This is a genomic window from Chenggangzhangella methanolivorans (assembly GCF_019797865.1).
In the GTDB taxonomy this organism is placed as follows: domain Bacteria; phylum Pseudomonadota; class Alphaproteobacteria; order Rhizobiales; family Methylopilaceae; genus Methylopila; species Methylopila methanolivorans.
Map to the genome: position 1 here is coordinate 487719 of NZ_CP081869.1, position 21229 is coordinate 508947.

Consider the following 21229-nt stretch of genomic DNA (forward strand, 5'->3'; position numbering starts at 1 on the left):
TCGAAATGAGGGTGCGTCAGCGTGACTCAATGCATGCCGTCCCGAGGCTTGGCCCGGTAGCCGATGAGCAGGTCCATCGTCTCGACAAGCGTGAGCTGAAGTATCTCCCGGAGCGTGGTCACGTCGTGTTCGCCGGTGACGCAACGCCGTACGAGCTCGGCTTCGGTGGGCACAGCGAGCGGCGCCCTGAGCTCTGCGGCGTACCGGCGGAGCGGGGTCGACCATCGACGGGCGCCGGGGTCAGTCCACTGCTCGATCGCGGCGGCCGCGCGTTCGACGGCGTCCGGATCTCGGCTGTCGTAGAACGGCTCCACCACGGGCTTCTGCCCGGGCGCGCGACGGCCGGCTTCGTGTCGAATGCGCTCGATGTCGTTGACGACGTCGCCGAGGTCGCGCGGGCGATCAGACATCGACCACCAGGCCCCAGTCGAAGCTCGGGTTTTCGCCGGCGTAGCCCTTCGCGTTGCAGATGATGCGCGTGTCCCGCAGGCCGGAAAACATCGGCTTGATCGAGTAGTCGAGGCTGACGTGGGTGTGCCCGTGGTTCCAGAGCCGGGGCTGGCCGGCGTCGATCAGGGAACTCAAATCGCTGACGTAGCTCGGCGTGCTGGGGTGGCCACGCCATCTCTCCGCGACCGAGAGTGGGTGCGGAGCGTGGTGGGTCACGACGACTGTCGGGCCGTGCTCGATCTCGAACGCGGACCGCAGCCAGGCGACGCTGGTCTCGTGAAGCTCCAGCGCGTCGGCGGCCGAGAACCGGCGCGCGATCTTCCCCGGCTCCGGCGCCTCCATCAAGATCTGGGCGTGATCGGGCAGACGCTCCGCGACCCGCATGGAACCCTCCTGGCGCGCCCGCTCGCCGAAGGCATAGAGCTTGTAGTCGGTCCAGAGGGTCGATCCGAGGAATCGGACGCCGTCGATCACGGTCTGGCTGTCGTCGAGCAGGTGCAGGTTCGGCACGCGATCGGCGTAGGTCCGGGCGTGCCGGCGGGCCTGGGGCAGTATCTCGCCGTAGAACTCGTGATTCCCGGCGACCCACACGACCGGCATCCGGCGCGTGATCGTCAACCAGAGCCAGTTCAGCGCGAAGCCGACGCCCTCCACGATGTCGCCGGCCACGACCGCGACGTCGGCGTCCACGCGCGGAGGCTGCCAGCCGGACTGCGCCGCGATCTTGGACAGGTGCAGGTCGGAGATCACCCAGAGCCTCATTCCCCCGGCCTCCAGAATTTAGGCCACTGAGCCGAGGCCTCGGGGTCCGCGACAACGGCGGGCCATCCGCCCGCCACGACGATAAGCGACAAGGCCTGCAACAGCTGCCACGCGCCCTCGTGATCGCCTGAAAGCCGGAGCCCGTTGATTTCCACAACGACCAAGAGCAGGTCGGGCTCCCTCATGGAGAGCAGGCGCGCGGATTCCTCGCGGCCGATGAACCCACGATCCGCGTTGGCGCGGGTCAGCAGCCCGATCACGACGACGGCGTCGCGCAGGGTCTTTGGCTCGAACGCGCTCATGATCTCGGAATCTCGGTCTCACGCCTCGCCTGCGAGCCCAACCGGACGGCGTCGAAAAACCCGATCGCGTACCCGGCGCCGACGCTGATGTGCGAGAAATTTCCGGCCGCCATTGTCCGGCCGTCGACCTCTCCGACAAGCGCCCATCCATCCAGCCGCGGGAATTGCTCAAGCATCAGTGCGACGGTTTCCGCCCAGGCGGTGCGCGCCTCCGAGCCGGCGGACCAGTAGACGAGCTCCCAGCCTCCGGCCGCGTCGATCCGGCCTCCGATTTCTCCGAGCCCAGCCAACGATAAAGCGATCGGGCTCGGCCGCGTCAGGATCGCGGTCGCGACAGGTCGGCTGATCCGGCCGGTCCGATGGGCCGTCGCGACGTCGGCGGCCAATGCGAGGATGAGCGCGTCAGAAGTCATTCGCCCCTCGCGATCTCGGCGTCGCGCAGGGTCTTTGGCATCGAACGCGCTCACGCCGGCCTCCCAAGCTCGTAGTCCAGCCCGCTAAGCCCGCGTGCTGTCTGGCCCTCAACGACGGCCACGATCATCACCTCATCCCCGTCGACCGAGCGCGGGTCGCCGTGGATTTTCCCGCCGACCATCGGCCAGCGGTGACCGGGCCGGCCAGGGCCGAAGAGCCTGCCGATCCACCAGCGGTCGAGTAGCGGTCGCATGGACATCCGCACGTGCATCGTGCGCCGAGCCATATCGACCTGTACCTCGATCCCATCAGGTGCAGGCTTGACCTTTTGAGCGTGTGCCGCACTCAGATCGGCGGCGAGCGCTTCCCAGGTGTTTCGGGCATGATCGGGCGCGGCGTCGAATACGGCCAGCCAGCCGCCGGCGTCGAGGAGCTCCAGCGCCAGCCGCTCCATACCCGCCGCTCGCACGTGTAGATCTGCGACGCCGGGCTCGCCGAGACGCTCCCGGATCTCGGCCTCATCCTCGAGACGAGAAACGATGCCGAGCAGTTCGATGACGTCCGCGCCGCGCCCGGCGATCCCGTTGGCGCGCGCTGGTTCGAGCAGGCCGTCTCGGTGAAGGCCGCGGAGCGCGATCGCGATGGAAACGATGAGGAGGGCTTGCTCCATCACGCGCGCCGCATCGCCATGTCACGCCCGTCGACGAGCACCTCAAGGGCGCGCCGCAGTCGCCGGATCGAACCGCCGTTCCATGCTCGTCTGAGCACCTGAAGCTCGTCCTGGGCCAGCTCGTCCAGCCATCGCCTGTCGAGGTCGCGCTCGGCCGCGATGTCGTCGAGGATGCCGCGCGCGAGATCTCCGACATGCGCCCAGGTCGGCTCTTCAACCCGGATGATCCGGAATCGATCGAGCAGCGGCCGCGGGACGTCATCGAGCTTGTTCGCCGTCGCGATCCAGGACACGCGCGATAGGTCCACCTCGATCTCGAGCGCGAGATCGCGGTAGCGCCGGGCGGTGGACGGCTCGAGAAAGGCCAGCAAGGCGTCCACGAGCGAGCCGTTGTGGGACGCCTGCGACTTCTCGACCTCGTCCAGCACGACCAGCGGATTCGCGACGCCTGAAGACCTGATCAGGTCCAGCGGCACGCTCGGCCGCGACGTCGACCACTGCGCGCTGGTCCCCATCATGCTGGCGTCCGCGATCCCGCCGGCCGCGTAGGTCGTGACCGGCAAGCCGATGACCTCGGCGATCGAGCGTGCGAGCGACGTCTTCCCGGCGCCTGCAGGGCCGACCAAGAGCGTCGGCCTGATCCAGGCGAGCTCGGACGCCGTCAGGTCGCGCAGGATCACGTCGATCGCGGCCGCGGCATGCGGCGCGCGGCGAACCAGGGCGCGGCGGTGGGCAGCCACATCCCCGCGGCGGACCAGCGGCAAGCGCCGGCCGGCGATCGCCGCGAAGGGCCGCCACAGACGATCGCCCGCGCCCGCCGGCTGCTTCGGGACGACCTGCAGGCCGGTCACGCGACTCTCGCGCAGGCGAGCCAACCCGCCCGGCGCGCGCACGATCTCGCCGCGGTCCTCCATGACCTCGTCGAGCAGGTCCGTCATCTCTCCGGGTTCGGGCCGGTTGCGGAGGATGCCCTCTTCGATGTCGCCCTCCGCCCGGCGCTCGGCGGAGATCCTCGACCATGCCGAGCGGAGGATGTTCTCGCGGCGGTATGGAGGTGGGGACTTCGGACGCCCGCCCTGGACGAAACGGCAGCAGGCCGGCCGCCATCGCGAGCAGGTGGTGTTGGTGGTGCTTACCGGTCAAAAGCATGATCGCGCCGATCAGCCGGGCGCGCGGCTCCAGGGCTCCGAAACCGGCCACGCAATAAAGGTCGCAACGAACCCGGCCCTCGTAGCGGATCTTCTCCTCGGCGGCGGCCGCCAGCGCCCCGACGCGCTCAAGCTCCCGTCCGGCCTCAGCGACGTTGGTCAGGCTGACCTCGCCCAGGAGTGCATGAAGGGCGCTCCCGAGATCGGCGCGGCCGCGCTCAGGCCGGCAGACGACCAGCGCGTTCAGCGTTGTGTGCGCCCACGAGCGGACGTCCTTCTCGAAGTCACCACTTCGGAACGGATGGCCGACGAGCAGGTCCGCAAGCGTCGGCAGGTCGCCGCACATGATCTCGGCGCTACGCGCGGCACGTTGGCGCGCGACCGAGACATCCTCGGCGCGAGGGGTAAAAGGCGGATTCTGGGAGGGCAAAGCTGGTCTCGCTCGAACCGTCCAGCGCGGACCATTCCAGCGGTGGACTCGACCACCTTAGGTGATCGACGGTAGCGATTTCAAGCTGAAGTTGCTTGGCTGGTTACCGGATCGTTCGTCCGAGGACCTCGACGTGCGCCTCGGCGAGATAGCTTGCGATCGCCTCGTCATGGACGCCGGCGTCGCGCATGCGCTGGACGAGCGCCCGAAGGACCGCGTCCGGGTAGGGGTTCACGATCGTGAAGATCTTCTCTTGCTGATCCTCGAGCCAGGCCTTCACCTCGGCCGGCATCGGCATTTCCTGCTTGTTCCAGCGCTGGCCGGTCCTCGTGTCGACGCCGAAGACGCGCGCGAGCCGGCCGCCAGCGCCTTCCGGAAAGACGATGTGCATGAGGACTTCGTGCTCGGTCAGCGCCAATAAAGAATCCCCCGCGCCGTGGTCAGCGCGAGGGTGAGCATACCCGTCGTGGTGCTGTGTCGTCACGCCGAGAGCGCTTCGATCGCCTCGGCCGCCGCCTTTCGGTTGGCGAGCACCTGAGCCGCGACCGCGTCGGTGTCCACCGTCATCGGATCCGCGGCCTCGACCTCGTCGCCGATCCGGCGATTGCGGGCGAGCAGGTCATTGAGGAGGGCGTTGGCTTCCGGCTTGCGGCCGAGCGGGGCCGCGAGAACGGCGGCGAAGAGGCGGCGGGAGACGGCGTCGGGCTTGGTCACTGGTCGATCCTCACGAGGATGAAGGGCATGGGGCTGAAGCAGGCGTTTCCGAAGAGCTCGGCCTCGGCTGCGGTGGGGAAGAACTCACGGACGAGCTCGACGTCTCCGTCGATGTCCAGGGCGACGGCCCAGGGGCGGCCGGTCACCAGCCGATCTCTGTGTCGAGATCGACCCGAGGAATCGGATACGGGAACGGTGGAATGACGCTCCTATCGGACGAAACGCACAGCCAGCGCGCCGCGAGATCCTGGGCCTCCTCGAGCGCTTCCTCTCCTGTGACGTCGGAGATATCGAGCGTGAGGCCGTCGTCTGAGAGGCGAGCCTCTACCCACTGATCCTCGAACGCACGCTTGGCGGCATCTATGGCTGCAACCATCCCGCCGACCTGCGCCAGCATTTCGACTGTCGCCTCCGGGTCTTCGTCGTCGGGGTTGTCGATCGCGCCGGTGAACTGCACCAGCGTGCGGGTCCAGCCGAGTGGATGGAAGTCGCCGCGGATAGGGTCGTAACCCTCGCCCAGCACGGCGACGAGCACGCGTTCAGCGAGCTCAGCGCGGAGCTGTCGGTCTTTGTCCGTGATGATGATGGTGTTCATTCTCTAGGCCTCCTGCCGTCGCGCCTCGGTCATCCGAGCGGGACAAGGCCATGATATGCATGCGCCCTCGAAAGCCGCAATAGGGCTGCGGTACGATCTCGCCGACCGATTCGAAGTTCCCGGCCGGGGGGTCGGCGGACCGCTGTTTTGGAAAAGAAGCACCCTTCTTTTCGCTTCTCTTGTACCGATAGTTTTGGCCTGCGGAGCCTGCTGGAACGCCCGATTTATGATGTCCGATAACTCAGGGTTATCGGACATGACGCCTTCTTGGGCGCAATGTTGACAATGCCTCTTCTTGAGTCAGGCCGCAGATAACCGTTGTGGCGGGTCGGGGCTTCCGGCAGAATCCAATTTTCAGCCTAGATATCCGCCTGGAATGGGGCAGAGCCCTTAGTGCCCGCCACGCCTCTCCTAGAAGCGCACCAGGCGGGCCGTTCGAACTGGACTGTGGGGCGCGCTCCGGCCGCGCGCGCCCTTTTCGGGGGTGGCGCAATTGGTAGCGCAGCGGGTTCTGAGCCCGAAGGTCGGAAGTTCGAGACTTTCACCCCGAGCCAACTTCCAGCGCGGCGGCGTGGAGAGCAGACACGTAGGTGAGCGGGCCGCGCAGCGCATCGCGCTCCCGCAAGCTGGCAGGGATGAGGGCCTTGATGCGACGCAGGCCGTTCCCTCTGCGATAGCCGGCCTAGCGACCGGCCCGCTGGTAGCCTTTCAGAGGAGGTCTCCGGTGCTCACCCAACGCCATCGCCCCCTGACGCGCTCGCAGGCAGCCAAGCAGGCCGCCGTCACCCGTGCCGAGACCGCCCGCCGCGAGGCGCGGAGCTTGCGCTACTGGTTGGGGGACATCATGGGCGTCCGGCGCTCCAAGGCCGAGATGGTCGCGTCGCGCAACGCTTTCGACCGCATGACCGGAGCGGCGGCCTGGGACGTCGAGCAGGCGATGGGCGTCGCCGTCTGTGATGGTTTCGCAGTGAAGGCTCCAGGCCCGCGCGGCGGCGCCGGATGGACGCTGACGCCGTCCGGGGAGCGGATGATCCGCAGGCGGCTTGACCTGCCGGCGCGCGAATCCAGGTGACCAGGAGCGCCCTTGGGCGTTTCCTCCCCCAGGACTGGGTCGTCGGTGGTGGCGCCGGCGGCCCTTTTTCGTTGAGATCGAGGGACTACCGGAGGGCCGCGATCGAGGGCGCCAGTTCCTCGGCCACCCTCAAGAATGGCGTCAACGCGTCCTTCACCCCGATCGCTTCCGCAATGTCCCAGATCTCGTTCAGATCCGCGCCGCTGCGCACATAGTCCGCCAGCGCCTTGGCGGCGGTCTCCTCGCCAAGCTTCCCTCGATAGCGGATGAGGTCGACGACGGTCCGCGCCGGCGACGTGAAGCGAACGTCGACGCCGGCGATCTGGACGGTGTTCACACCGACCTCCAAGAGTTCGGCCGGCCACCACACGAGGCGATGGGGCTGACGGATGCTGGGCGCCGCCATATTGCCGTTTCTTCCGCGATCGACCGCATACCAGATCTCTGGCGGATCCTCGTCGGACAGGCCATGGAACTGCGCCGCGGATCCGAGGCAGACGACGCCCTGCAAGAGCAGGGAGGTCGCGGCCAGGCTGATGCCAGTGGTCGCAAGGCCTTCGGCGCTTACGTAGACGCCCCGGGCGTATTGAATGATCCGACCGGCGTCGGCGGCGCGCTTGATCGCCATCCGCGACAACCCGGCTGCAGCCAGATCGGCGGATCGATGCAGCCTGTTGTCTGCGAAGATAGCGTCGATAGCGGGTGGAGGGCTCATGCGAGCAGCCTATCCGCGCAGCCCGCATGTTACAATGAAGTAGCAAAATCTCAGTTTTGCTACCTGAACGTAACATCCCCGGCCGCCGGTTTTCGAAACGTCCAAGTAGCAAAATCCGATTCGAGCTACTTCGCTGTTTCGTAACCCCCTTCCCGATTCGGACGCCGGCGAGAACGCCTAGCGAACCTCCGTGGGGACTTCGTGGGGACTTTCTGCACCGAAACACCCCACAAGAGGCCTTTTGGCCGCCTTACGTTCCCCTAGCCCCCACGCCGCATGAGGCGGCCAGAGGCCAGAAAAACGTTCAATTTTCAGGGCTGGAAGGCTGGAGCGGGTACCGGGAATCGAACCCGGGTATTCAGCTTGGAAGGCTGCTGCTCTACCATTGAGCTACACCCGCGCGCCGCCCGTCATAGCGCATTCATGCGGGATGGTGGAGGGGGTTGGATTCGAACCAACGTAGGCTGAGCCAACGGATTTACAGTCCGTCCCCTTTAACCACTCGGGCACCCCTCCACGCCGGCCCCGATATGTAGGGGGCCGCGCAAGCGCCGCGGTCCCGAAGGACAGAAGCGATCGCGGCGCTCGCTATAGGGGGAGGCCGCGCCCTCGGTCAACCGGAAAACCGCGCGGCGGCCGCCCGGCTGTGGGCGAACGCGTTGCCAAGCGGCCCGTCGTGGTGGAAGAACCGCGCCTTGGCGGCCCGAACGTCGCCGTCTCGAACCTTCCGCCCCAAGGGAGCCCAGAATGTCCGTCTCCCGACCGCCCCGCCGGCCACGCCCCGGCGCGCAGGGCCGCGACGCCAAGGACGGCCAGAAGAGCTGGGGTCCGCGCGCCTTTCCGCGCGATCACGACGGCCCGGTCGTGCTCTACGGCTTCCACAGCGTCGTCGAGGCCCTGCGGAACCCGAAGCGCAAGCCGATCCGTCTTCTCACGACAGAGAACGCTCTCGCCCGCCTCGCGGAGGCCGGCGTCGCCGAGCGCCTCGCGCCGGAGATCGTGCGCCCCGGCGAGATCGATCGCCTGCTCACCCCCGACGCCGTCCATCAGGGCCTCTATCTCGAAGCCGAGGCGCTGAAAGTCCCGACGCTCGAGACGATCCCGCGCGACGGGCTCGTGCTCGTGCTCGACCAGATCACCGACCCGCACAATGTCGGCGCGATCGTGCGCACCGCGGCCGCCTATGCGGTGGACGCCATCGTCACCACCGCCCGCCACAGCCCGGAAGCCACCGGCGTGCTAGCGAAATCGGCGAGCGGAGGCCTCGAACACGCCCCTCTGGTGCTCGTCCAGAATCTCGCCCGCGCGCTCCAACATCTTGGCGAACGGGGATTTCTGCGGATCGGGCTCGATTCGGATGGGCCCGCCCCGCTCGACGACGCCAAGCTCGGCGACCGCGGCCTCGCGCTGGTGCTCGGAGCCGAAGGCAAGGGCCTTCGCCAATTGACGCGGGAGACCTGCGACGTCCTCGCCCGGCTCGACATGCCCGGGCGCGATCAAGAGCCTCAACGTGTCGAACGCGGCGGCGATCGCGCTGCACGTCGCGCGGCGGACGAAACCGGCGGGCTAGCGCGGCTTGTACTGGTTGATGCGGGTGGCCGCGTCGGTCCGCACGGTCGGGCCGCTCGGCGCGATCGCGGGCCCTGGCCGCTGAAGGGCGCGCGCGCGGCCGAAGCCGTCATAGGTGTCCGGACGGCCCGGCACGTTCAGCCGCCGCCCCCGCGCGTCATATCGCGGCGCCTCGAAGCGCTGCCGCGGGTAGGTGGAGCGCTGGGGCGTCATCACGATCTCGGGAGAGCGCCGCCCGCGACGCCAGTCGCGGTCGGCCTGTCCGGACGGGCGTGTGACCGCGCCAGGGCGCTGGTCGTAGGGCGCGGCGATCGAGGTTCCCGGGCGTCGCTCGTCGGCGACGACGGGCCCGACGCCCAGCGCATGGCACGCCAGCGCGAGAACGATCGCAAGCGGCATAGACGAACGTCGCATTCAGCCTCCAGTCGACGAGTCATTCCAACAACTTGTATCTAGTTGGTGCGACATTCCGCGCCAGTAGCGCGGGGATCGTTTCGGCGGTCGCCGAAAGCGTTGCGGCGGTCCCGTCGTCAGGCTGAAGACCGGCGTCCAGGACGTCAGCTACAGGGCGAATCGCGGCGAAGGCTTCGCGGTTCGTCGGGGGTGGGACCGACGGCCGGAAGAGCCGCGGGTCCAGTGTTTCAACGAAGCCGCCGAAAACAAGGCGGCGCACGGCTGCGACGCGACGGGAACGCGCGCCGACCGCCAGAACCGAGGTGACGCCCATGTCAGTCGCAACAGCCGCTCCGAGCATGGCCGAAAGGACGCGGCCAATGACCCGCGAGGAGAAGAAGGTCATCCTGGCCTCCTCCCTCGGCACCATCTTTGAATGGTACGATTTCTATCTCTACGGAACGCTCGCCGTGATCATCGGCAAGCAGTTCTTCTCGGCCTTCGATCCGTCCACCCAGGCGATCTTCGCGCTGCTGGCGTTTGCGGCGGGCTTCCTGGTCCGTCCGTTCGGCGCGCTGGTGTTCGGCCGCCTCGGCGATCTCGTGGGCCGCAAATACACCTTCCTGATCACCATCGTGATCATGGGCGCTTCAACCTTTCTCGTCGGCCTGCTGCCGAGCTACAACGAGATCGGCTGGCTCGCGCCGGTGATCCTGATCGTGCTGCGCATGCTCCAGGGCCTGGCGCTCGGCGGCGAATACGGCGGCGCGGCGGTCTATGTGGCCGAGCACGCCCCGGTCGGCCGCCGCGGCTTCTACACCGCCTGGATCCAGACCACCGCCACGCTCGGCCCTGTTGCTGTCGCTCGCGGTCATCGTGTCGCTGCGCCTGTGGATGGGCGAGCAGGCGTTCCAAACGGACTTCCAGCTGTTCTTCGGCCTGCAGGGCGGCTGGCGCATCCCGTTCCTGGCCTCGATCCTGTTGCTTGCGATCTCGATCTACATCCGCATGCAGATGCATGAGTCGCCAGCCTTCACGAAGATGAAGGAGGAAGGCACGCGCTCGAAGGCTCCGCTCACCGAAGCTTTCGGACAGTGGAAGAACTCCCGCCTCGTTCTCATCGCGCTGTTCGGCCTGGTGGTCGGCCAGGCGGTGGTCTGGTACACGGGTCAGTTCTACGCGCTGTTCTTCATCCAGAACATTCTGAAGATCGACCTTCTGACCGCCAACGTGCTGATCGCCTGGTCGCTCATCATCGGCACCGGCGGCTTCCTGTTCTTCGGCGCGCTGTCGGACAAGATCGGCCGCAAGCCGATCATCCTCGGCGGCTGCCTGATCGCGGCGGTCACCTACTTCCCGCTGTTCGGCGCGCTCACCTCGGTGGCCAACCCGAAATATGAGCGGGCGCTCGAGAACGTGAAGATCGAGGTCTCGGCCGATCCCGCCACCTGCGGCACGCTGTTCGACCCCGTCGGCATCCGCAAGTTCACCGCGCCCTGCGACGTCGCGCGGCGCACCCTCTCGCAGCAGGCGCTGCGCTACACCAAGGTCGAGACTCCGGCGGGCTCGCCCACCAAGGTCACGGTCAACGGGACGGAAGTGCCGTTCGAGGCCGCCACCTTCGCCAAGACGATCGGCGAAGCGGCCGTCGCGGCCGGCTATCCGGCCGCCAACGACGCCGAGAAGGTCAAGGTCAACGGGTTCTTCGCCGCGCTCGGCAACATGCAGGCGCTGAAGATCATCGGCATCCTGACCATCATGGTGCTGTACGTGACAGCCGTGTACGGCCCGATCGCCGCGGCGCTGGTCGAGTTCTTCCCGACCCGCATCCGCTACACCGCCATGTCGTTGCCCTACCACATCGGCAACGGCTGGTTCGGCGGCCTCTTGCCGGCGACCTCCTTCGCGATCGTGGCCTCGACCGGCGACATCTACGCCGGCCTCTGGTACCCGATCTGCTTCGCGGTCTTCACCTTCATCATCGGCATCATCCTGGTGCCGGAGACCAAGGACCGCGACATCACCACCTACGAGCACGCCTGACCGCTCAGGCCTGCCCGAGAACGGAAAAGGCCCCGCGGCGAACCGCGGGGCCTTTTTCTTTTCGCCGGACGACGGCGCAATCGTTTTGCAAAGATCGGTCGCTATCCCTAAGAACAGCGCCATGCGCCGATCCCGAAGGTCGTCCGCCGGCGCCGCGTTAGCTCAGTTGGTAGAGCACCTGATTTGTAATCAGGGGGTCGCGGGTTCGATCCCTGCACGCGGCACCACGGACGTCTCGGCGGAAGCCTCAGCCCAGCAGCCGTCCCGCCAGCGCGATCAGGGCCTCGTCCTGGCCGCGCGCCGCGACGAGGGAGAGGCCGACCGGGCAGCCGTCGACGACGCCCAGCGGCAGCGAGATCTGCGGCAGGCCGGCATGACCCGCAGGGCACAACATCTCGAGCGCCGCGGCGCGGAAGACGTTGAGCTCAGGCTCGGGCGTGCCGATCAGCGGAGCGATCCCGGGGACGGTCGGCGACACGAGAATCACGCCCGGCGGCAGAAGCGCCTCCATCTCCGCGCGGATGGTCTCGAGCCCGGCCTTGGCGCCTGCGATCTCGTCGGCGGAGAGCCTTGAGGCGGCCTCGAAGCGCTCTTTCACGCCGGGACCGAAGGTCGGGCGGACGCGCTCGACCCAGTCCCCGTGAAGCGACCAGGCCTCGGCCGACTGGATGATGCGGAACACGTCGCGCCAGCCGGCGCCGCGCGCGCCTGACACCTCGACATGGTCGGCGCCGCCAAAGAGGCCCGTCAGCTTCTCGAGCGCGGGCGCGAGCGCCTCTCGCGTCTCGGGTCGGGCGCGCGCCCACATGTCGTCAGCGACCAGCAGGCGCGCCGGCTCCACGGTCTTTTCGGGCGCGCCAAGCAGAACGCCCCCCACCCGCTCGAAGGTCGCAAGGTCGCGCGCGAACCAACCAACCGTGTCGTAGCTCGGCGCGAGCGCCACCGCGCCGTCGATCGGAATGCGGCCGTGGGTGGGCCTCAGGCCGATGAGCCCGCAATAGCTTGCGGGCAGCCGCACCGAGCCGCCGGTGTCGGTGCCGATCGCGAAATCGACGAGCCCCGCGGCGACCGCAGCGGCGGAGCCGGAAGACGAACCGCCAGGGATGCGCCCCGGCGCCGCGCGGTTCTTGGGCGTGCCGTAGTGAAAATTCTCGCCGTTGAGGCTCCAGGCGATCTCGTCGGTGATGGTCTTGCCCGCGAGCCGCGCGCCCGCGGCGAGCAGCGCGGCGGGGACCGGGGCGGTCTCGGACGGAACGTCGTGCGTGTTCAGCCAGTCCGGATTGCCGGCGCTTGTCGGGACGCCCGCGAGATGGAACAGATCCTTCAGCGCGAAGGTCAGGCCGGACAGCGGCCCGTCGGCCGTCGGCTCACGCTCGACCGCTCCGTGGGGGACAAGGGCTCCGATCTCGTCGACGAACACGCGCGCAAAACCTCTCAGGCCGCGGCGGCGTCCATCGCCTCCCGCTGCCAGTACCCGACGACGAGAAAGCGGTCGCGCGCAAGCCCTTTCGCCTTCAGATGCTTGCGGATGGCCTTTGCGGCCGAGACCTCGCAGGCCGCCCACACGAAAGGATCTGAGTCCATCGGCAGCGGCGCGGCGATCACGGCGCGATGCAGCAGATCGGTCGCGCCCGCGGGCGCGCCGCGACGGTGCAGCCAGCGCACGGCGACGCCGGCAGGCGCATCGAGCGCAATCTCGTCGGCGCGCGAGTTCACCTCGATGAAGACGACGCCTGCGGCCTCACGCGGCGCCTCCTCCAGCATTCGGGCGATCGCCGGCAGCGCCGTTTCGTCGCCTGCGTAAAGCGTCCAGCCGTCCTTCGGCGCGACGCGGCCCACCGGCCCCGCCATGCCCACGATCGCGCCGGGCGTCGCCCGGGACGCGAAGGCGCAGCCCGGCCCCTCGTCCTCATGCATCACGAAGTCGACGTCGATCTCGTTGGCTTCCGGCCGCCAGCGCCGCACCGTGTAGTAGCGGACCTCCGGGCGTTTCGCCTCCTCCGGCCAGATCGTGCGCCCGTCCGGCCCCGGCCTCGGCCATTCCGGCGTCGCGAGGCCGTCGGGCGGAAAATAGATCCGCACGTGGATGTCGGCCGCAGAGCCGAAGCGCGCGACGTCGTCGCCCGTGAAGGTCAGGCGCCTGATGCGCGGCGCGACCTCGACATTGGCGACGAGCCGCACCTCGCGGAAATCGGCGAACAGGCGCCCGGTCGGCATCTCGCCGCGCCAGGCGAGGCTGAGGCCCTCGTCCTTGCCGAGCGCCAGAAACGTTTCGGTGACCGAGGAGCGCATGATCTCGAGCACGCCGAGCTCCGCGCATTCGAGCCGGAATCGGAGCACCTCGCCATGCGCCTCCATCACGCCCAGGCTCGCGCCGAGCTTGGCGGTGGTGCGGGAGCCCTGGGTTTCGAGCTCGACCTCGTAGCCGTCCCAATAGGCCGTGATTTCGGCCGCGAGCGCTTCGGCGTTTTCGGTCCGGATTTCGGCTTCGGAGACGAACAGTCGGGTCATCGCAAGCGCTCCGCGGGCGGGGGCCGCGACAGGCTTAACCGATCCAAGCCGCCACCGGCAACGCCACGGGCGAAGATGATAATCGTTCTAAAATCAGCAGGTTCCACCGTTCGGCCCGCATGGCGCAGCGGCTGCGATCAGCGATTGAACATCTCCGCGCCCGCGCCCCAGCGCTCGTCGAAGACAACGTCGGCGAGCGGCAGCCGCTCGCCCCAGCGTCGCGCCTCGAGCTCCGGGCGCACATGCAGTCGCTCGACATGGCCGACGCACAGATAGGCCACCACGCACACATGCTCGGGCAGGCCGAACGCCGGCTTCAGGTCGTCGGGCTCGAAGATCGACACCCAGCCGACGCCGATCCCCTCGGCGCGCGCCGCGAGCCAGAAATTCTGGACGGCGCAAACCGTGCTGTAGAGGTCGACGTCGTCCTGGTGGGTGCGTCCGAGCACGACGGGTCCGCCGCGCGATCGGTCCGCCACCACGCAGATGTTGAGCGGCGCCGCCTCGATTCCCTCGAGTTTCAGCCGCCGATACTGCGCGGCGCGCTCGCCGTCGAACATGTTCGCCGCCTCCTCGTTCCGCCGCGCGACGATGCCGGCGACTTCGGCCCGCTTCTCCGCCGAACGCACGAGAATGAAGCTCCAGGGCTGCGACAGCCCGACCGACGGTGCGCAATGGGCCGCCTTGAGCAGCCGCGCCAGAATTTCGTCGGAGACCGGATCGGGCAGGAACTCGTTGCGGACGTCTCGCCGGCTCTCGATCGCGCGGTAGACGGCGGCGCGCGCGGCCGCGTCGAAGGGCCCGGCGGCCCGGCGCTCCCGGTCGGCCTCGTCGTCCGGCGTTCCCTCGGCGGGGGCGGTCATCGTGCGGTCCTTGAACTTGATGACGAGGTCTATGGCCTCGCCCGCCGAGCGCGCAAGATGACCTCCGTCGAAGGATCCCGGCAAAGGATCCGCAGCAGGAAGAAACGGTCAGCATGCGAAGAGTCGCTCTCGCCATCGCCATCTCGGCGGCCGTCGTCCCGGCTTGGGGCGAAACGGGCCAGTCCGGCGTCTGGACCTACACCTACGAGCCCTCCTCGACCGGCGAGGGGGGGATCGTCACCGCGCTCGCCCCGGCGCCTTCGCCGTCCGCCGATCCGAACGACCCGAGCCATCTCGTCGCGCGCTGCCTCGGCGGCCGCGTCGAATTTCTGGTCGGCGGCTCCGGGGGCTGGGGATTGTCGCGCGGCCAGATCGAGATCACGACCCGCGTCGACGATCATTCGTCCGAGACCCGACGTTGGGATGTTTCGACCAACGGCAAGGCGGCGTTTCTGAGCGAGGGCGTCGAAGCGTTCCTCGCTGCGCTTTCGGACGACGGGGAGCTTCGCGTCATGCTCGCGGACGCGGCCGGCGCGCGTCGCGAGACGACGTTCTCCACGAAGGGCGTCGCCGAGGTCCGCGCGAAGATCGCCAAAGCGTGCCCGCCCGGTCGATGACGGTCCGAACTAGTTCAGGCGCCCGACATTCGCCGTCGGCGCGCTCGCGGAGCCTTGTGAGAGGAACGCCCTGTCGACGGAGATCGTCCGGGACGCAGTCGCGTTGTTCACGCCGAAAACCATGCGGCCATAGCGATCCGTCGCGGCCCCTCCGAGAATCTCCACGTCTTCCGGAGAAAGCCCGCTCGCTCCCGTGAAGAGAAAACCACTTGCTTTGGGATCCGCCCAGAGAGCCGGCACGCCGACCGGCGTGCTCGTCGTCGTGGGCGATCCGGTGCAATTGGAGGTTCCGCTATCGATCGAGCGGCAATTGACGATGCGCAGCACTTTGACGGTCATTTCGCCCGCGGCCTGCGTCTGGGAAAACACGAAGCCCGCATAGCCGCAGCGCGTCGCCACGCAATCGGTGAACCTGGTGCCGAAGCCGTTGTGAGCCTGCTTGAAGCCCCACGTGTAGCAGTCCGTCGCCGAACATCTTTCGAACCGCAGTCCCCGCCCAGGCGCATCGAAGGCTTGATCGACATTGGAGACCTGACAGTCCGAGAAGACATTCCCCGACGAGCCGGGTCCGGTCCAATGCGAGATCCCGCGGGTCCAGAGCGCCTTCGTCTGGAACCGCGTCTCGCCGCGCGGAAAGCCGGACGCCCGATATCCCAGCAGGTTCTTCACCACGACTCTGGAAATGAGGTTGTCGGTGTTGGCGCCCGTCGAGCGCGAGGCCGACAAGCACGTCGTCGCGCGCGGCGTCGTCCTCCCACGTCATGTCGTGAATGGTCACGTTCGACAGCCGTCCGCCGACATTCGCGCGCCAGAGGACGCCGGAACCCTTGCCGTCGCCCGTGACGTCGCAGCGGGCGACGACCGGCTTCGTGCAGCCGATGACGGCGATTGCTGCGCTCGTAAGCGCCACGCCGCTGGTCCGCGCGCCGTTGCGGTCGACGCGAACGTCGCGGATCGTCGGCCCGGTCACGTTCATCGCCGTGATGACCCCGTACTCAGCCATCTTGGCGATGTCGGGACCGATGTATTTGATGGTCGCGTTCTGGAGCAGCCCATCGTCGAAGAGCCGCAACGTGTTCGAAACGCAATAGGTGGCGCCGCCGCCGTCGAGGGGCGTGCCCGCGCTCAAAAGCTTCTGGATCGCCGCCTGCTGATCGCTGCCGTCGGACTTGACGCCTGCGGCCGCCATCGAGACCGGCCGTTCGGCGCGACGCGCATGGGCGTCGACGACAGCGAGACCTGTGCCGGCCGCCAGACCGAGGAAAAACCCACGACGGGTCAATGTTGCAGTCACGGCGTCCCCCGATCAGACTTCGCTCGCACGCGAATATGGCGTTCGCGCGCCAGACTAGCATCGGTGAAGATCCATGGCGCGCGGTTGACACCGCCCTGCCCCGCCCCCACAGTTTCCTCATCATCCGAGGGGCGCCCGGCGACGGGCTGAGACGGCTTCGGCCGGACCCTTTGAACCTGATCCGGGTCATGCCGGCGAAGGGACGGGAGCAAACGGCGCGTCAGCGCCGACCTCTCCGTTCCTTCTCGCGATGCGACGTCCGGATCCCTTGCGGCCTTTGCGGCCGGGAAGGACGTTGAGATGCGCGTCACCGTGGTGGGCGCAGGCGTCGCCGGCCTCGTGGCGGCGGTCGAACTCGCCGAGCGCGGACATGAGGTCGAGGTGCTGGAGCGGAGCCCCCGCCTCGGCGGAGCCGCCTGCGCCTGGTCGGCCGGCGGAATGATCGCGCCCTGGTGCGAAGCCGAAGCCGGCGAGGAGGAGGTCGCCGAAAAGGGTCCCGAAGCGCTCGCTTGGTGGCCGCGCCAGATCTCGCAAGCCAAGATCGAGGGCACGCTGGTCGTCGCCTCGCGCCGGGACCACGCCGAACTCGCCCGTTTCGCCCGGATGACGGAGCGTTTCGAGCACGCCGACGCCGTGCGGATCGGTGAGCTTGAGCCGAACCTCTCGGGCCGCTTCGACAAGGGCCTGTTCTTTCCCGAGGAAGGCCACGTCGACCCGCGCGAGGCGCTGCCGGCGCTCGTGCGGCGGCTGGAAGCGCTCGGCGGCGCTGTCCGCTTCGGCGTCGACGCCGACCCGGAGGCGCTCGACGCCGACGCCGTGCTCGACTGCCGCGGCCTCGCGGCCAGGAACGCCGTCCCGGAGCTCCGCGGCGTGCGCGGAGAAATGATGCTGCTGCGCACGGCGGAGATCGCGTTCAAGCGCCCGGTTCGGATGCTGCATCCGCGGCTGTCGCTCTATGTCGTGCCGCGCGCCGACGACATCTTCATGGTGGGCGCGACCTCCATCGGAGTTCTTCACGCGCGAAGATGTCGGCGCGCTCCGCCGTCGAGCTTCTGAACGCCGCCTATGCGCTGCATCCGGCCTTTGGCGAGGCGGAGATCGTGGAGATGTGCGCGGACGTCCGCCCCGCTTTCCCCGACAACCTGCCGCGGCTGGAGAGGTCCGGCCGCGTGCTGCGGCTGAACGGGTTTTATCGCAACGGCTTCCTGCTCACCCCCCGCGCTCGCGCGGGAGGCCGCGGAGGCCCTCGAAGAGGTTTCGGAGACGCCCCATGCGGCTGATCGTCAACGGCTCAGCGCTTGAGGTCGAGGCGGAGACGCTGGGCCACGCGCTCGACGCGCTCGACTATGGCGACGCCAAAGTCGCGACCGCGGTGAACGGCGCCTTCGTGCCGGCGGCCGCGCGCGCGACGAAAAGACTGGAAGACGGCGACCGCATCGAGATCGTCGCGCCGCGACAGGGAGGATGACGATGGACGGACCCTTGACGTTCTACGGTGAGACCATCGGCTCCCGCCTGCTGCTCGGCACTGCGCAGTACCCCTCCCCGCAGGTGCTGGCCGACGCCGCCCGCGCTTCCGGAGCCGAGATCCTTACAGTGTCGCTGCGCCGCGAATCCGGGCGACTGCGCGAAGGCCAGGATTTTTGGGGGCTGATCCAGGGTCTCGGCGTGAAGGTGCTGCCGAACACCGCCGGCTGCCATTCGGTTCAGGAGGCGGTCACCACGGCGCAGATGGCGCGGGAAGTGTTCGGAAGCTCGTGGCTGAAGCTCGAGGTCATCGGCGAGGCCGACACCCTACAGCCGGACGTGTTCGGGCTTGTCGAGGCCGCCAAGATCCTGACCGACGACGGTTTTCGAGGTGTTCCCCTACACGACCACTGACCTCGTGGTGGCCGAAAGGCTGCTGGAGGCCGGCTGCAAGGTGCTGATGCCCTGGGGCGCGCCGATCGGCACCGGCATGGGGCTGAACGACGTCTACGCGCTGCGCAGCCTGAGGGCGCATTTCCCCGAGGTTCCGCTGGTGGTCGACGCCGGCGTCGGCCGCCCGAGCCACGCGGCGCACGCCATGGAGCTCGGCTACGACGCCGTGCTGCTCAATACGGCGGTCGCGAAGGCCGGCGATCCGGTAGCGATGGCCCGCGCCTTCGGCCAGGCGATCGAGGCCGGCCGCGCAGGCTTCGAGGCCGGCTGCATCGAGCCGCGCGACATGGCCGCGCCCTCGACGCCGGTGTTCGGGCGGGCCTTCGCGTAAAGCGCCGCCTTTGTCCCGGCCTTGAGCCGGGACCCAGAACCGACGCCGTTTCCGGGATTGTCGGGACGCTCGTCGCTCTCTCTCGCCGGCGTCTCGGTTCTGGGTCCCGGCTCAAGGCCGGGACAAGGTCACGACGCCTCGGTCCACCTTTACCGCCTGTTCGGAACGCCTATGACCTCCGCGAAACTCGATCCTTTCTACCCCGTGGTCGACCGCCTCGACTGGGTCCGCCGCATGCTCGGCGCGGGCGCGAAGCTGATCCAGCTCCGCATCAAGGACCGGCCGGCCGAAGAGCTGCGCGGCGAGATTCGCGATGCGTTGGCGCTCGCCCGCAAGGCTGGGGCCGATCTCGTGATCAACGACTTTTGGGAGATCGCGATCGATGAGGGCGCCAAGTTCCTGCATCTCGGGCAAGAGGACCTCGACGGCGCGGACCTGAAGGCCATCAAGGCCGCGGGCCTGAAACTCGGCGTCTCGACCCACACCCATGAGGAGCTCGACCGGGCGCTCTCGATCGACCCCCACCACATCGCGCTCGGTCCCGTTTGGCCGACGATCCTGAAAAAAATGCCGTTCGCGCCTCAGGGAGTGGAGCGCGTCACCGAATGGAAGCGGCTGATCGACGACAGGCCGCTGGTCGCGATCGGCGGGCTGACGCCGGAACGGGCGCGCCTCTGCCTCGACGCCGGCGCGGACGTGGTCGCGGTGGTCAACGACGTGTTGGGCGCCGTCGACCCGGAAGCCCGCGCCCGCGAATGGATCGCGGTGACCCGCGAGACGGCCTGATCGCGGTCAGGAAGCTCCGTCGTCGCTTTCGGTGGTGAGGTTTTCGGGCGAGACAGCGCCGGGAGGGGCGCCGTTCGTCTCATCCTTCTCACCGTCACGCCGCTTGGTCCCAAGCCGTTCGGCGGCGTCAGGCGGCTGATCCTTCGGATCCTTGCCCTTGCCGGGCTTCGCGCCTCGATCCGGCTCGAAGTCCACTGGTCTTTCCGCCTCCGCCGCGGAGGCCCCGGTGGCGGCGCTGTCTTCGGCTTCCGGTTTCGGCGATCCCGGCGTCATGAACCCTCGCATGCGTGTCGCTTCTCGAAGCGAAGCGATCACGCGCGCACAAGGTTCCGGCGTCGCTCACTCGTCGGTGAGCGGCCCGAGCGCCAGCGGCTCCATCTTGAACCACGCGGCGAGCTGCTGATAGTTCAGCCCGACGGCCTTGAGGTCATAGACGACCTCGGATCGCGTCGGGCCGACGCATTCGTCCTCGCCTTTGTCGTTCTTGACCTTCTTGCAGTAGTCTTCGCTGTCCTTGTAGTAGACCCGCCCGTAGACGCCAGGCTTGGTCTGGTCGTTGGAGGCGAAGAAGGCGTCCGGATCCGACTGCCCGCCAGCGCTCGGGAAGAAGGAGGCGTCTTGCGAGGTCGCCTGTTCGTTCCAGCGCAGGTTGTAGTCGTAATAGCCGGTGTATTCGCGCATCTGGCCGGTCGGATCGGCGAACCGGCCCTCCTCCTCGACGTAGCGGATCGAGCCCGTGACCCGGTCGGTGTAGGGGCGGTCGGCGATCGTGTAGTAGAAGTTGAGGCCGTTGGCGTCGGTGAGCCAGTTTCCGAGCTCGTAGTCGTAGTCGAGATTGCCGTTCACCTTCACGGCCGTGAGGTAGGAGAACGGTCCGGCGGCGAGCGCGAGGCTCTCGAAGCCGAGCGGATCCGGATTCTTCACGGTGATCGACACGGTCTTGCCCTCGACCACGCGCGAATAGATCTTCTCGGCGTCGGTTTTGGCCGCGCGCAGCCGCTCGGCGACGTCCCACCATTTCGTCACGCGCCGCCCCTGCAGCACGCCGCCATAGCGTGACGAGGTCTGCTGCCCTTTCACGACGTCGATGCGCAGGTTTCCGTCGGCCGGAAGATAGCGGCCGCGCTTGTCGATCGGCAGGTCGCCGCGCAGGATCGCGACGTCGGTCGCCACCTGCCCCGGGTTCGCCGGATTGAAGACGTCGAACTTGATGCTGTAGGTCATGCGCTCGCCGGGCTGGCCGCCGAACCTGGCTTCGCGCATGATGAAGAGGTCGGCGACCGTGAGCTTCTTCAACTCGTAGGTGTCGACGCCACTGGACGAGCGCTCGGATCGAGAAGCGTAGTCGATCGTCATCTCGCCGGTGACCCGGCCCTTTTCGGCCGGAACGACCGTCGTCGCCCGGCTCTGGGCGAAGGCGGAAGGGGCGGCCATGAGCGACGCCCCCACCAAAGCCGCGGACAGACTGCGCATGTGGACGTGCGTCATTGTTCTCCCCCAAAGCTTTTATCGGGCGTGACGTTAGTCGGGGCGTCGGATAACCACAAGCTGTTCGAGCGATCAAGTCTTTGAACGGCTAAAGATTACTTGAATTTCGTTGAGAAATCCGGGCCTTGCGCATTCGGCGGCG

General features: G+C 68.0%; 25 protein-coding genes, 4 tRNA genes, 4 pseudogenes and 1 riboswitch. Of the genes and pseudogenes, 12 read left to right on the forward strand and 21 right to left on the reverse strand.

Annotated features, from left to right (window positions below; all coding sequences use genetic code 11):
* Nucleotides 1–26: 26 nt before the first annotated feature.
* Genes K6K41_RS02490 through K6K41_RS02515 form a run of 6 tightly spaced genes read right to left on the reverse strand, consistent with a single transcriptional unit; the run spans nucleotide 27 to nucleotide 3536 of the window.
* Nucleotides 27–410, reverse strand: coding sequence for a hypothetical protein (locus K6K41_RS02490; RefSeq protein ID WP_128778777.1), 384 nt, complete (start codon nucleotides 408–410; stop codon nucleotides 27–29).
* A complete protein-coding gene (locus tag K6K41_RS02495) occupies nucleotides 403–1212 on the reverse strand; it encodes a metallophosphoesterase (protein WP_261403768.1) in 810 nt (269 codons plus the stop codon). The genes K6K41_RS02490 and K6K41_RS02495 overlap by 8 nt, the downstream gene beginning before the upstream one ends.
* Complete coding sequence (locus K6K41_RS02500) at nucleotides 1209–1514, reverse strand: hypothetical protein (RefSeq protein ID WP_128778775.1); 306 nt, start codon at nucleotides 1512–1514, stop codon at nucleotides 1209–1211. The genes K6K41_RS02495 and K6K41_RS02500 overlap by 4 nt, the downstream gene beginning before the upstream one ends.
* The gene (locus K6K41_RS02505) at nucleotides 1511–1927 is read right to left on the reverse strand and encodes a hypothetical protein (RefSeq protein WP_128778774.1); all 417 of its coding nucleotides are present in this window, start codon (nucleotides 1925–1927) and stop codon (nucleotides 1511–1513) included. Before K6K41_RS02505 ends, K6K41_RS02500 begins: the two co-directional genes overlap by 4 nt.
* Nucleotides 1928–1977: 50 nt before the next feature.
* Nucleotides 1978–2598: a hypothetical protein gene (locus K6K41_RS02510; RefSeq protein ID WP_128778773.1), complete on the reverse strand. Its 621-nt coding sequence runs from the start codon at nucleotides 2596–2598 to the stop codon at nucleotides 1978–1980.
* Nucleotides 2598–3536, reverse strand: coding sequence for an AAA family ATPase (locus tag K6K41_RS02515; protein WP_261403769.1), 939 nt, complete (start codon nucleotides 3534–3536; stop codon nucleotides 2598–2600). Before K6K41_RS02515 ends, K6K41_RS02510 begins: the two co-directional genes overlap by 1 nt.
* 40 nt (nucleotides 3537–3576) lie before the next feature.
* Between K6K41_RS02515 and K6K41_RS02520 the strand changes: the two genes are divergently transcribed.
* Nucleotides 3577–4251 (forward strand): hypothetical protein, encoded by a 675-nt coding sequence (locus K6K41_RS02520; RefSeq protein WP_261403770.1) that lies wholly within the window; start codon nucleotides 3577–3579, stop codon nucleotides 4249–4251.
* A 28-nt stretch (nucleotides 4252–4279) separates the two neighbouring features.
* Here the strand turns inward: K6K41_RS02520 and K6K41_RS02525 are convergent, their stop codons facing one another.
* The 4 genes from K6K41_RS02525 to K6K41_RS02540 form a co-directional block, all read right to left on the reverse strand.
* The gene (locus tag K6K41_RS02525; RefSeq protein WP_128778771.1) at nucleotides 4280–4594 is read right to left on the reverse strand and encodes a hypothetical protein; all 315 of its coding nucleotides are present in this window, start codon (nucleotides 4592–4594) and stop codon (nucleotides 4280–4282) included.
* Nucleotides 4595–4656: 62 nt separating this feature from the next.
* The gene (locus tag K6K41_RS02530) at nucleotides 4657–4890 is read right to left on the reverse strand and encodes a hypothetical protein (RefSeq protein ID WP_128778770.1); all 234 of its coding nucleotides are present in this window, start codon (nucleotides 4888–4890) and stop codon (nucleotides 4657–4659) included.
* Nucleotides 4887–5036 carry a hypothetical protein gene (locus tag K6K41_RS02535; RefSeq protein WP_164919661.1) on the reverse strand — a complete coding sequence of 50 codons (150 nt, stop codon included), beginning with the start codon at nucleotides 5034–5036 and terminating at the stop codon, nucleotides 4887–4889. Before K6K41_RS02535 ends, K6K41_RS02530 begins: the two co-directional genes overlap by 4 nt.
* On the reverse strand, nucleotides 5033–5485 hold the full coding sequence (locus tag K6K41_RS02540) for a hypothetical protein (RefSeq protein ID WP_128778769.1): 453 nt from the start codon (nucleotides 5483–5485) through the stop codon (nucleotides 5033–5035). Before K6K41_RS02540 ends, K6K41_RS02535 begins: the two co-directional genes overlap by 4 nt.
* 478 nt (nucleotides 5486–5963) lie before the next feature.
* Between K6K41_RS02540 and K6K41_RS02545 the strand changes: the two genes are divergently transcribed.
* Together K6K41_RS02545 and K6K41_RS02550 are read left to right on the forward strand one after the other, a co-directional pair.
* Nucleotides 5964–6039: transfer RNA gene (locus K6K41_RS02545), tRNA-Gln, on the forward strand.
* Between the two features lie 170 nt (nucleotides 6040–6209).
* Nucleotides 6210–6557, forward strand: coding sequence for a hypothetical protein (locus tag K6K41_RS02550; protein ID WP_128778768.1), 348 nt, complete (start codon nucleotides 6210–6212; stop codon nucleotides 6555–6557).
* Between the two features lie 85 nt (nucleotides 6558–6642).
* Here the strand turns inward: K6K41_RS02550 and K6K41_RS02555 are convergent, their stop codons facing one another.
* From K6K41_RS02555 to K6K41_RS02565, 3 genes are all read right to left on the reverse strand, one after another.
* Nucleotides 6643–7185 carry a type IV toxin-antitoxin system AbiEi family antitoxin domain-containing protein gene (locus K6K41_RS02555; RefSeq protein ID WP_245479769.1) on the reverse strand — a complete coding sequence of 181 codons (543 nt, stop codon included), beginning with the start codon at nucleotides 7183–7185 and terminating at the stop codon, nucleotides 6643–6645.
* Between the two features lie 413 nt (nucleotides 7186–7598).
* Nucleotides 7599–7672: transfer RNA gene (locus K6K41_RS02560), tRNA-Gly, on the reverse strand.
* A gap of 31 nt (nucleotides 7673–7703) precedes the next feature.
* Nucleotides 7704–7788: transfer RNA gene (locus K6K41_RS02565), tRNA-Tyr, on the reverse strand.
* 231 nt (nucleotides 7789–8019) lie between these two features.
* Between K6K41_RS02565 and K6K41_RS02570 the strand changes: the two are divergent.
* Nucleotides 8020–8842: pseudogene (locus tag K6K41_RS02570) on the forward strand (TrmH family RNA methyltransferase).
* Here the strand turns inward: K6K41_RS02570 and K6K41_RS02575 are convergent.
* Together K6K41_RS02575 and K6K41_RS02580 are read right to left on the reverse strand one after the other, a co-directional pair.
* Nucleotides 8839–9255: a hypothetical protein gene (locus K6K41_RS02575; RefSeq protein WP_261403771.1), complete on the reverse strand. Its 417-nt coding sequence runs from the start codon at nucleotides 9253–9255 to the stop codon at nucleotides 8839–8841. The pseudogene K6K41_RS02570 and the gene K6K41_RS02575 overlap by 4 nt on opposite strands.
* A 19-nt stretch (nucleotides 9256–9274) precedes the next feature.
* Nucleotides 9275–9640 (reverse strand): hypothetical protein, encoded by a 366-nt coding sequence (locus tag K6K41_RS02580; protein WP_261405905.1) that lies wholly within the window; start codon nucleotides 9638–9640, stop codon nucleotides 9275–9277.
* On the opposite strand from K6K41_RS02580, the pseudogene K6K41_RS02585 reads away from it, so the two are divergent.
* Nucleotides 9567–11277, forward strand: a pseudogene (locus K6K41_RS02585) (MFS transporter). The gene K6K41_RS02580 and the pseudogene K6K41_RS02585 sit on opposite strands and share 74 nt — an antisense overlap.
* 151 nt (nucleotides 11278–11428) lie before the next feature.
* A tRNA-Thr gene (locus tag K6K41_RS02590) sits at nucleotides 11429–11504 on the forward strand.
* 20 nt (nucleotides 11505–11524) lie between these two features.
* On the opposite strand, the gene K6K41_RS02595 is transcribed toward K6K41_RS02590, so the two are convergent.
* The 3 genes from K6K41_RS02595 to bluB all read right to left on the reverse strand — a co-directional run bounded on the left by K6K41_RS02595 (nucleotide 11525) and on the right by bluB (nucleotide 14651).
* Nucleotides 11525–12697: an amidase gene (locus K6K41_RS02595; RefSeq protein ID WP_261403772.1), complete on the reverse strand. Its 1173-nt coding sequence runs from the start codon at nucleotides 12695–12697 to the stop codon at nucleotides 11525–11527.
* Nucleotides 12698–12711: 14 nt separating this feature from the next.
* Entirely contained in the window at nucleotides 12712–13788 is a 1077-nt protein-coding gene (locus tag K6K41_RS02600; RefSeq protein ID WP_261403773.1) for a siderophore-interacting protein, read from the reverse strand.
* Between the two features lie 137 nt (nucleotides 13789–13925).
* Complete coding sequence (bluB, locus tag K6K41_RS02605) at nucleotides 13926–14651, reverse strand: 5,6-dimethylbenzimidazole synthase (RefSeq protein ID WP_261403774.1); 726 nt, start codon at nucleotides 14649–14651, stop codon at nucleotides 13926–13928.
* 113 nt (nucleotides 14652–14764) lie between these two features.
* On the opposite strand from bluB, the gene K6K41_RS02610 reads away from it, so the two are divergent.
* Nucleotides 14765–15268, forward strand: coding sequence for a hypothetical protein (locus K6K41_RS02610; RefSeq protein ID WP_261403775.1), 504 nt, complete (start codon nucleotides 14765–14767; stop codon nucleotides 15266–15268).
* A gap of 9 nt (nucleotides 15269–15277) precedes the next feature.
* Here K6K41_RS02610 and K6K41_RS02615 read toward each other — a convergent pair whose 3' ends face one another.
* The gene (locus K6K41_RS02615; RefSeq protein WP_261403776.1) at nucleotides 15278–15940 is read right to left on the reverse strand and encodes a hypothetical protein; all 663 of its coding nucleotides are present in this window, start codon (nucleotides 15938–15940) and stop codon (nucleotides 15278–15280) included.
* A 25-nt stretch (nucleotides 15941–15965) separates the two neighbouring features.
* Here K6K41_RS02615 and K6K41_RS02620 point away from each other — a divergent pair, with 25 nt between their 5' ends.
* From K6K41_RS02620 to K6K41_RS02645, 5 genes and pseudogenes are all read left to right on the forward strand, one after another.
* Nucleotides 15966–16712: a hypothetical protein gene (locus K6K41_RS02620; RefSeq protein ID WP_261403777.1), complete on the forward strand. Its 747-nt coding sequence runs from the start codon at nucleotides 15966–15968 to the stop codon at nucleotides 16710–16712.
* Nucleotides 16680–16782: riboswitch (TPP riboswitch) on the forward strand. It overlaps the preceding gene by 33 nt.
* Nucleotides 16783–16862: 80 nt before the next feature.
* Nucleotides 16863–17842, forward strand: a pseudogene (locus K6K41_RS02625) (FAD-dependent oxidoreductase).
* Complete coding sequence (gene thiS / locus K6K41_RS02635) at nucleotides 17833–18030, forward strand: sulfur carrier protein ThiS (protein ID WP_261403779.1); 198 nt, start codon at nucleotides 17833–17835, stop codon at nucleotides 18028–18030. Before K6K41_RS02625 ends, thiS begins: the two are co-directional and overlap by 10 nt.
* Before the next feature lie 2 nt (nucleotides 18031–18032).
* A pseudogene (locus tag K6K41_RS02640) lies at nucleotides 18033–18813 on the forward strand (thiazole synthase).
* 171 nt (nucleotides 18814–18984) lie between these two features.
* On the forward strand, nucleotides 18985–19599 hold the full coding sequence (locus tag K6K41_RS02645; RefSeq protein WP_261403780.1) for a thiamine phosphate synthase: 615 nt from the start codon (nucleotides 18985–18987) through the stop codon (nucleotides 19597–19599).
* A gap of 6 nt (nucleotides 19600–19605) precedes the next feature.
* Here the strand turns inward: K6K41_RS02645 and K6K41_RS02650 are convergent, their stop codons facing one another.
* Both K6K41_RS02650 and K6K41_RS02655 read right to left on the reverse strand, forming a co-directional pair.
* The gene (locus K6K41_RS02650; protein ID WP_261403781.1) at nucleotides 19606–19884 is read right to left on the reverse strand and encodes a hypothetical protein; all 279 of its coding nucleotides are present in this window, start codon (nucleotides 19882–19884) and stop codon (nucleotides 19606–19608) included.
* Nucleotides 19885–19938: 54 nt separating this feature from the next.
* Nucleotides 19939–21033, reverse strand: a complete 1095-nt coding sequence (locus tag K6K41_RS02655; RefSeq protein ID WP_261403782.1) for a hypothetical protein — start codon at nucleotides 21031–21033, stop codon at nucleotides 19939–19941.
* Nucleotides 21034–21229: the final 196 nt, after the last annotated feature.

What these genes read in the sequence shown, in the direction of transcription:
- K6K41_RS02490 (WP_128778777.1), bottom strand. Translation starts at nt 410, where the DNA reads ATGTCTGATCGCCCGCGCGACCTCGGCGACGTCGTCAACGACATCGAG.
- K6K41_RS02495 (WP_261403768.1), bottom strand. Translation starts at nt 1,212, where the DNA reads ATGAGGCTCTGGGTGATCTCCGACCTGCACCTGTCCAAGATCGCGGCG.
- K6K41_RS02500 (WP_128778775.1), bottom strand. Translation starts at nt 1,514, where the DNA reads ATGAGCGCGTTCGAGCCAAAGACCCTGCGCGACGCCGTCGTCGTGATC.
- K6K41_RS02505 (WP_128778774.1), bottom strand. Translation starts at nt 1,927, where the DNA reads ATGACTTCTGACGCGCTCATCCTCGCATTGGCCGCCGACGTCGCGACG.
- K6K41_RS02510 (WP_128778773.1), bottom strand. Translation starts at nt 2,598, where the DNA reads ATGGAGCAAGCCCTCCTCATCGTTTCCATCGCGATCGCGCTCCGCGGC.
- K6K41_RS02515 (WP_261403769.1), bottom strand. Translation starts at nt 3,536, where the DNA reads ATGACGGACCTGCTCGACGAGGTCATGGAGGACCGCGGCGAGATCGTG.
- K6K41_RS02520 (WP_261403770.1), top strand. Translation starts at nt 3,577, where the DNA reads ATGTCGCCCTCCGCCCGGCGCTCGGCGGAGATCCTCGACCATGCCGAG.
- K6K41_RS02540 (WP_128778769.1), bottom strand. Translation starts at nt 5,485, where the DNA reads ATGAACACCATCATCATCACGGACAAAGACCGACAGCTCCGCGCTGAG.
- K6K41_RS02555 (WP_245479769.1), bottom strand. Translation starts at nt 7,185, where the DNA reads ATGGCGATCAAGCGCGCCGCCGACGCCGGTCGGATCATTCAATACGCC.
- K6K41_RS02575 (WP_261403771.1), bottom strand. Translation starts at nt 9,255, where the DNA reads ATGCGACGTTCGTCTATGCCGCTTGCGATCGTTCTCGCGCTGGCGTGC.
- K6K41_RS02580 (WP_261405905.1), bottom strand. Translation starts at nt 9,640, where the DNA reads ATGACCTTCTTCTCCTCGCGGGTCATTGGCCGCGTCCTTTCGGCCATG.
- K6K41_RS02600 (WP_261403773.1), bottom strand. Translation starts at nt 13,788, where the DNA reads ATGACCCGACTGTTCGTCTCCGAAGCCGAAATCCGGACCGAAAACGCC.
- bluB (WP_261403774.1), bottom strand. Translation starts at nt 14,651, where the DNA reads ATGACCGCCCCCGCCGAGGGAACGCCGGACGACGAGGCCGACCGGGAG.
- K6K41_RS02610 (WP_261403775.1), top strand. Translation starts at nt 14,765, where the DNA reads ATGCGAAGAGTCGCTCTCGCCATCGCCATCTCGGCGGCCGTCGTCCCG.
- thiS (WP_261403779.1), top strand. Translation starts at nt 17,833, where the DNA reads ATGCGGCTGATCGTCAACGGCTCAGCGCTTGAGGTCGAGGCGGAGACG.
- K6K41_RS02645 (WP_261403780.1), top strand. Translation starts at nt 18,985, where the DNA reads ATGACCTCCGCGAAACTCGATCCTTTCTACCCCGTGGTCGACCGCCTC.
- K6K41_RS02650 (WP_261403781.1), bottom strand. Translation starts at nt 19,884, where the DNA reads ATGCGAGGGTTCATGACGCCGGGATCGCCGAAACCGGAAGCCGAAGAC.
- K6K41_RS02655 (WP_261403782.1), bottom strand. Translation starts at nt 21,033, where the DNA reads ATGGCCGCCCCTTCCGCCTTCGCCCAGAGCCGGGCGACGACGGTCGTT.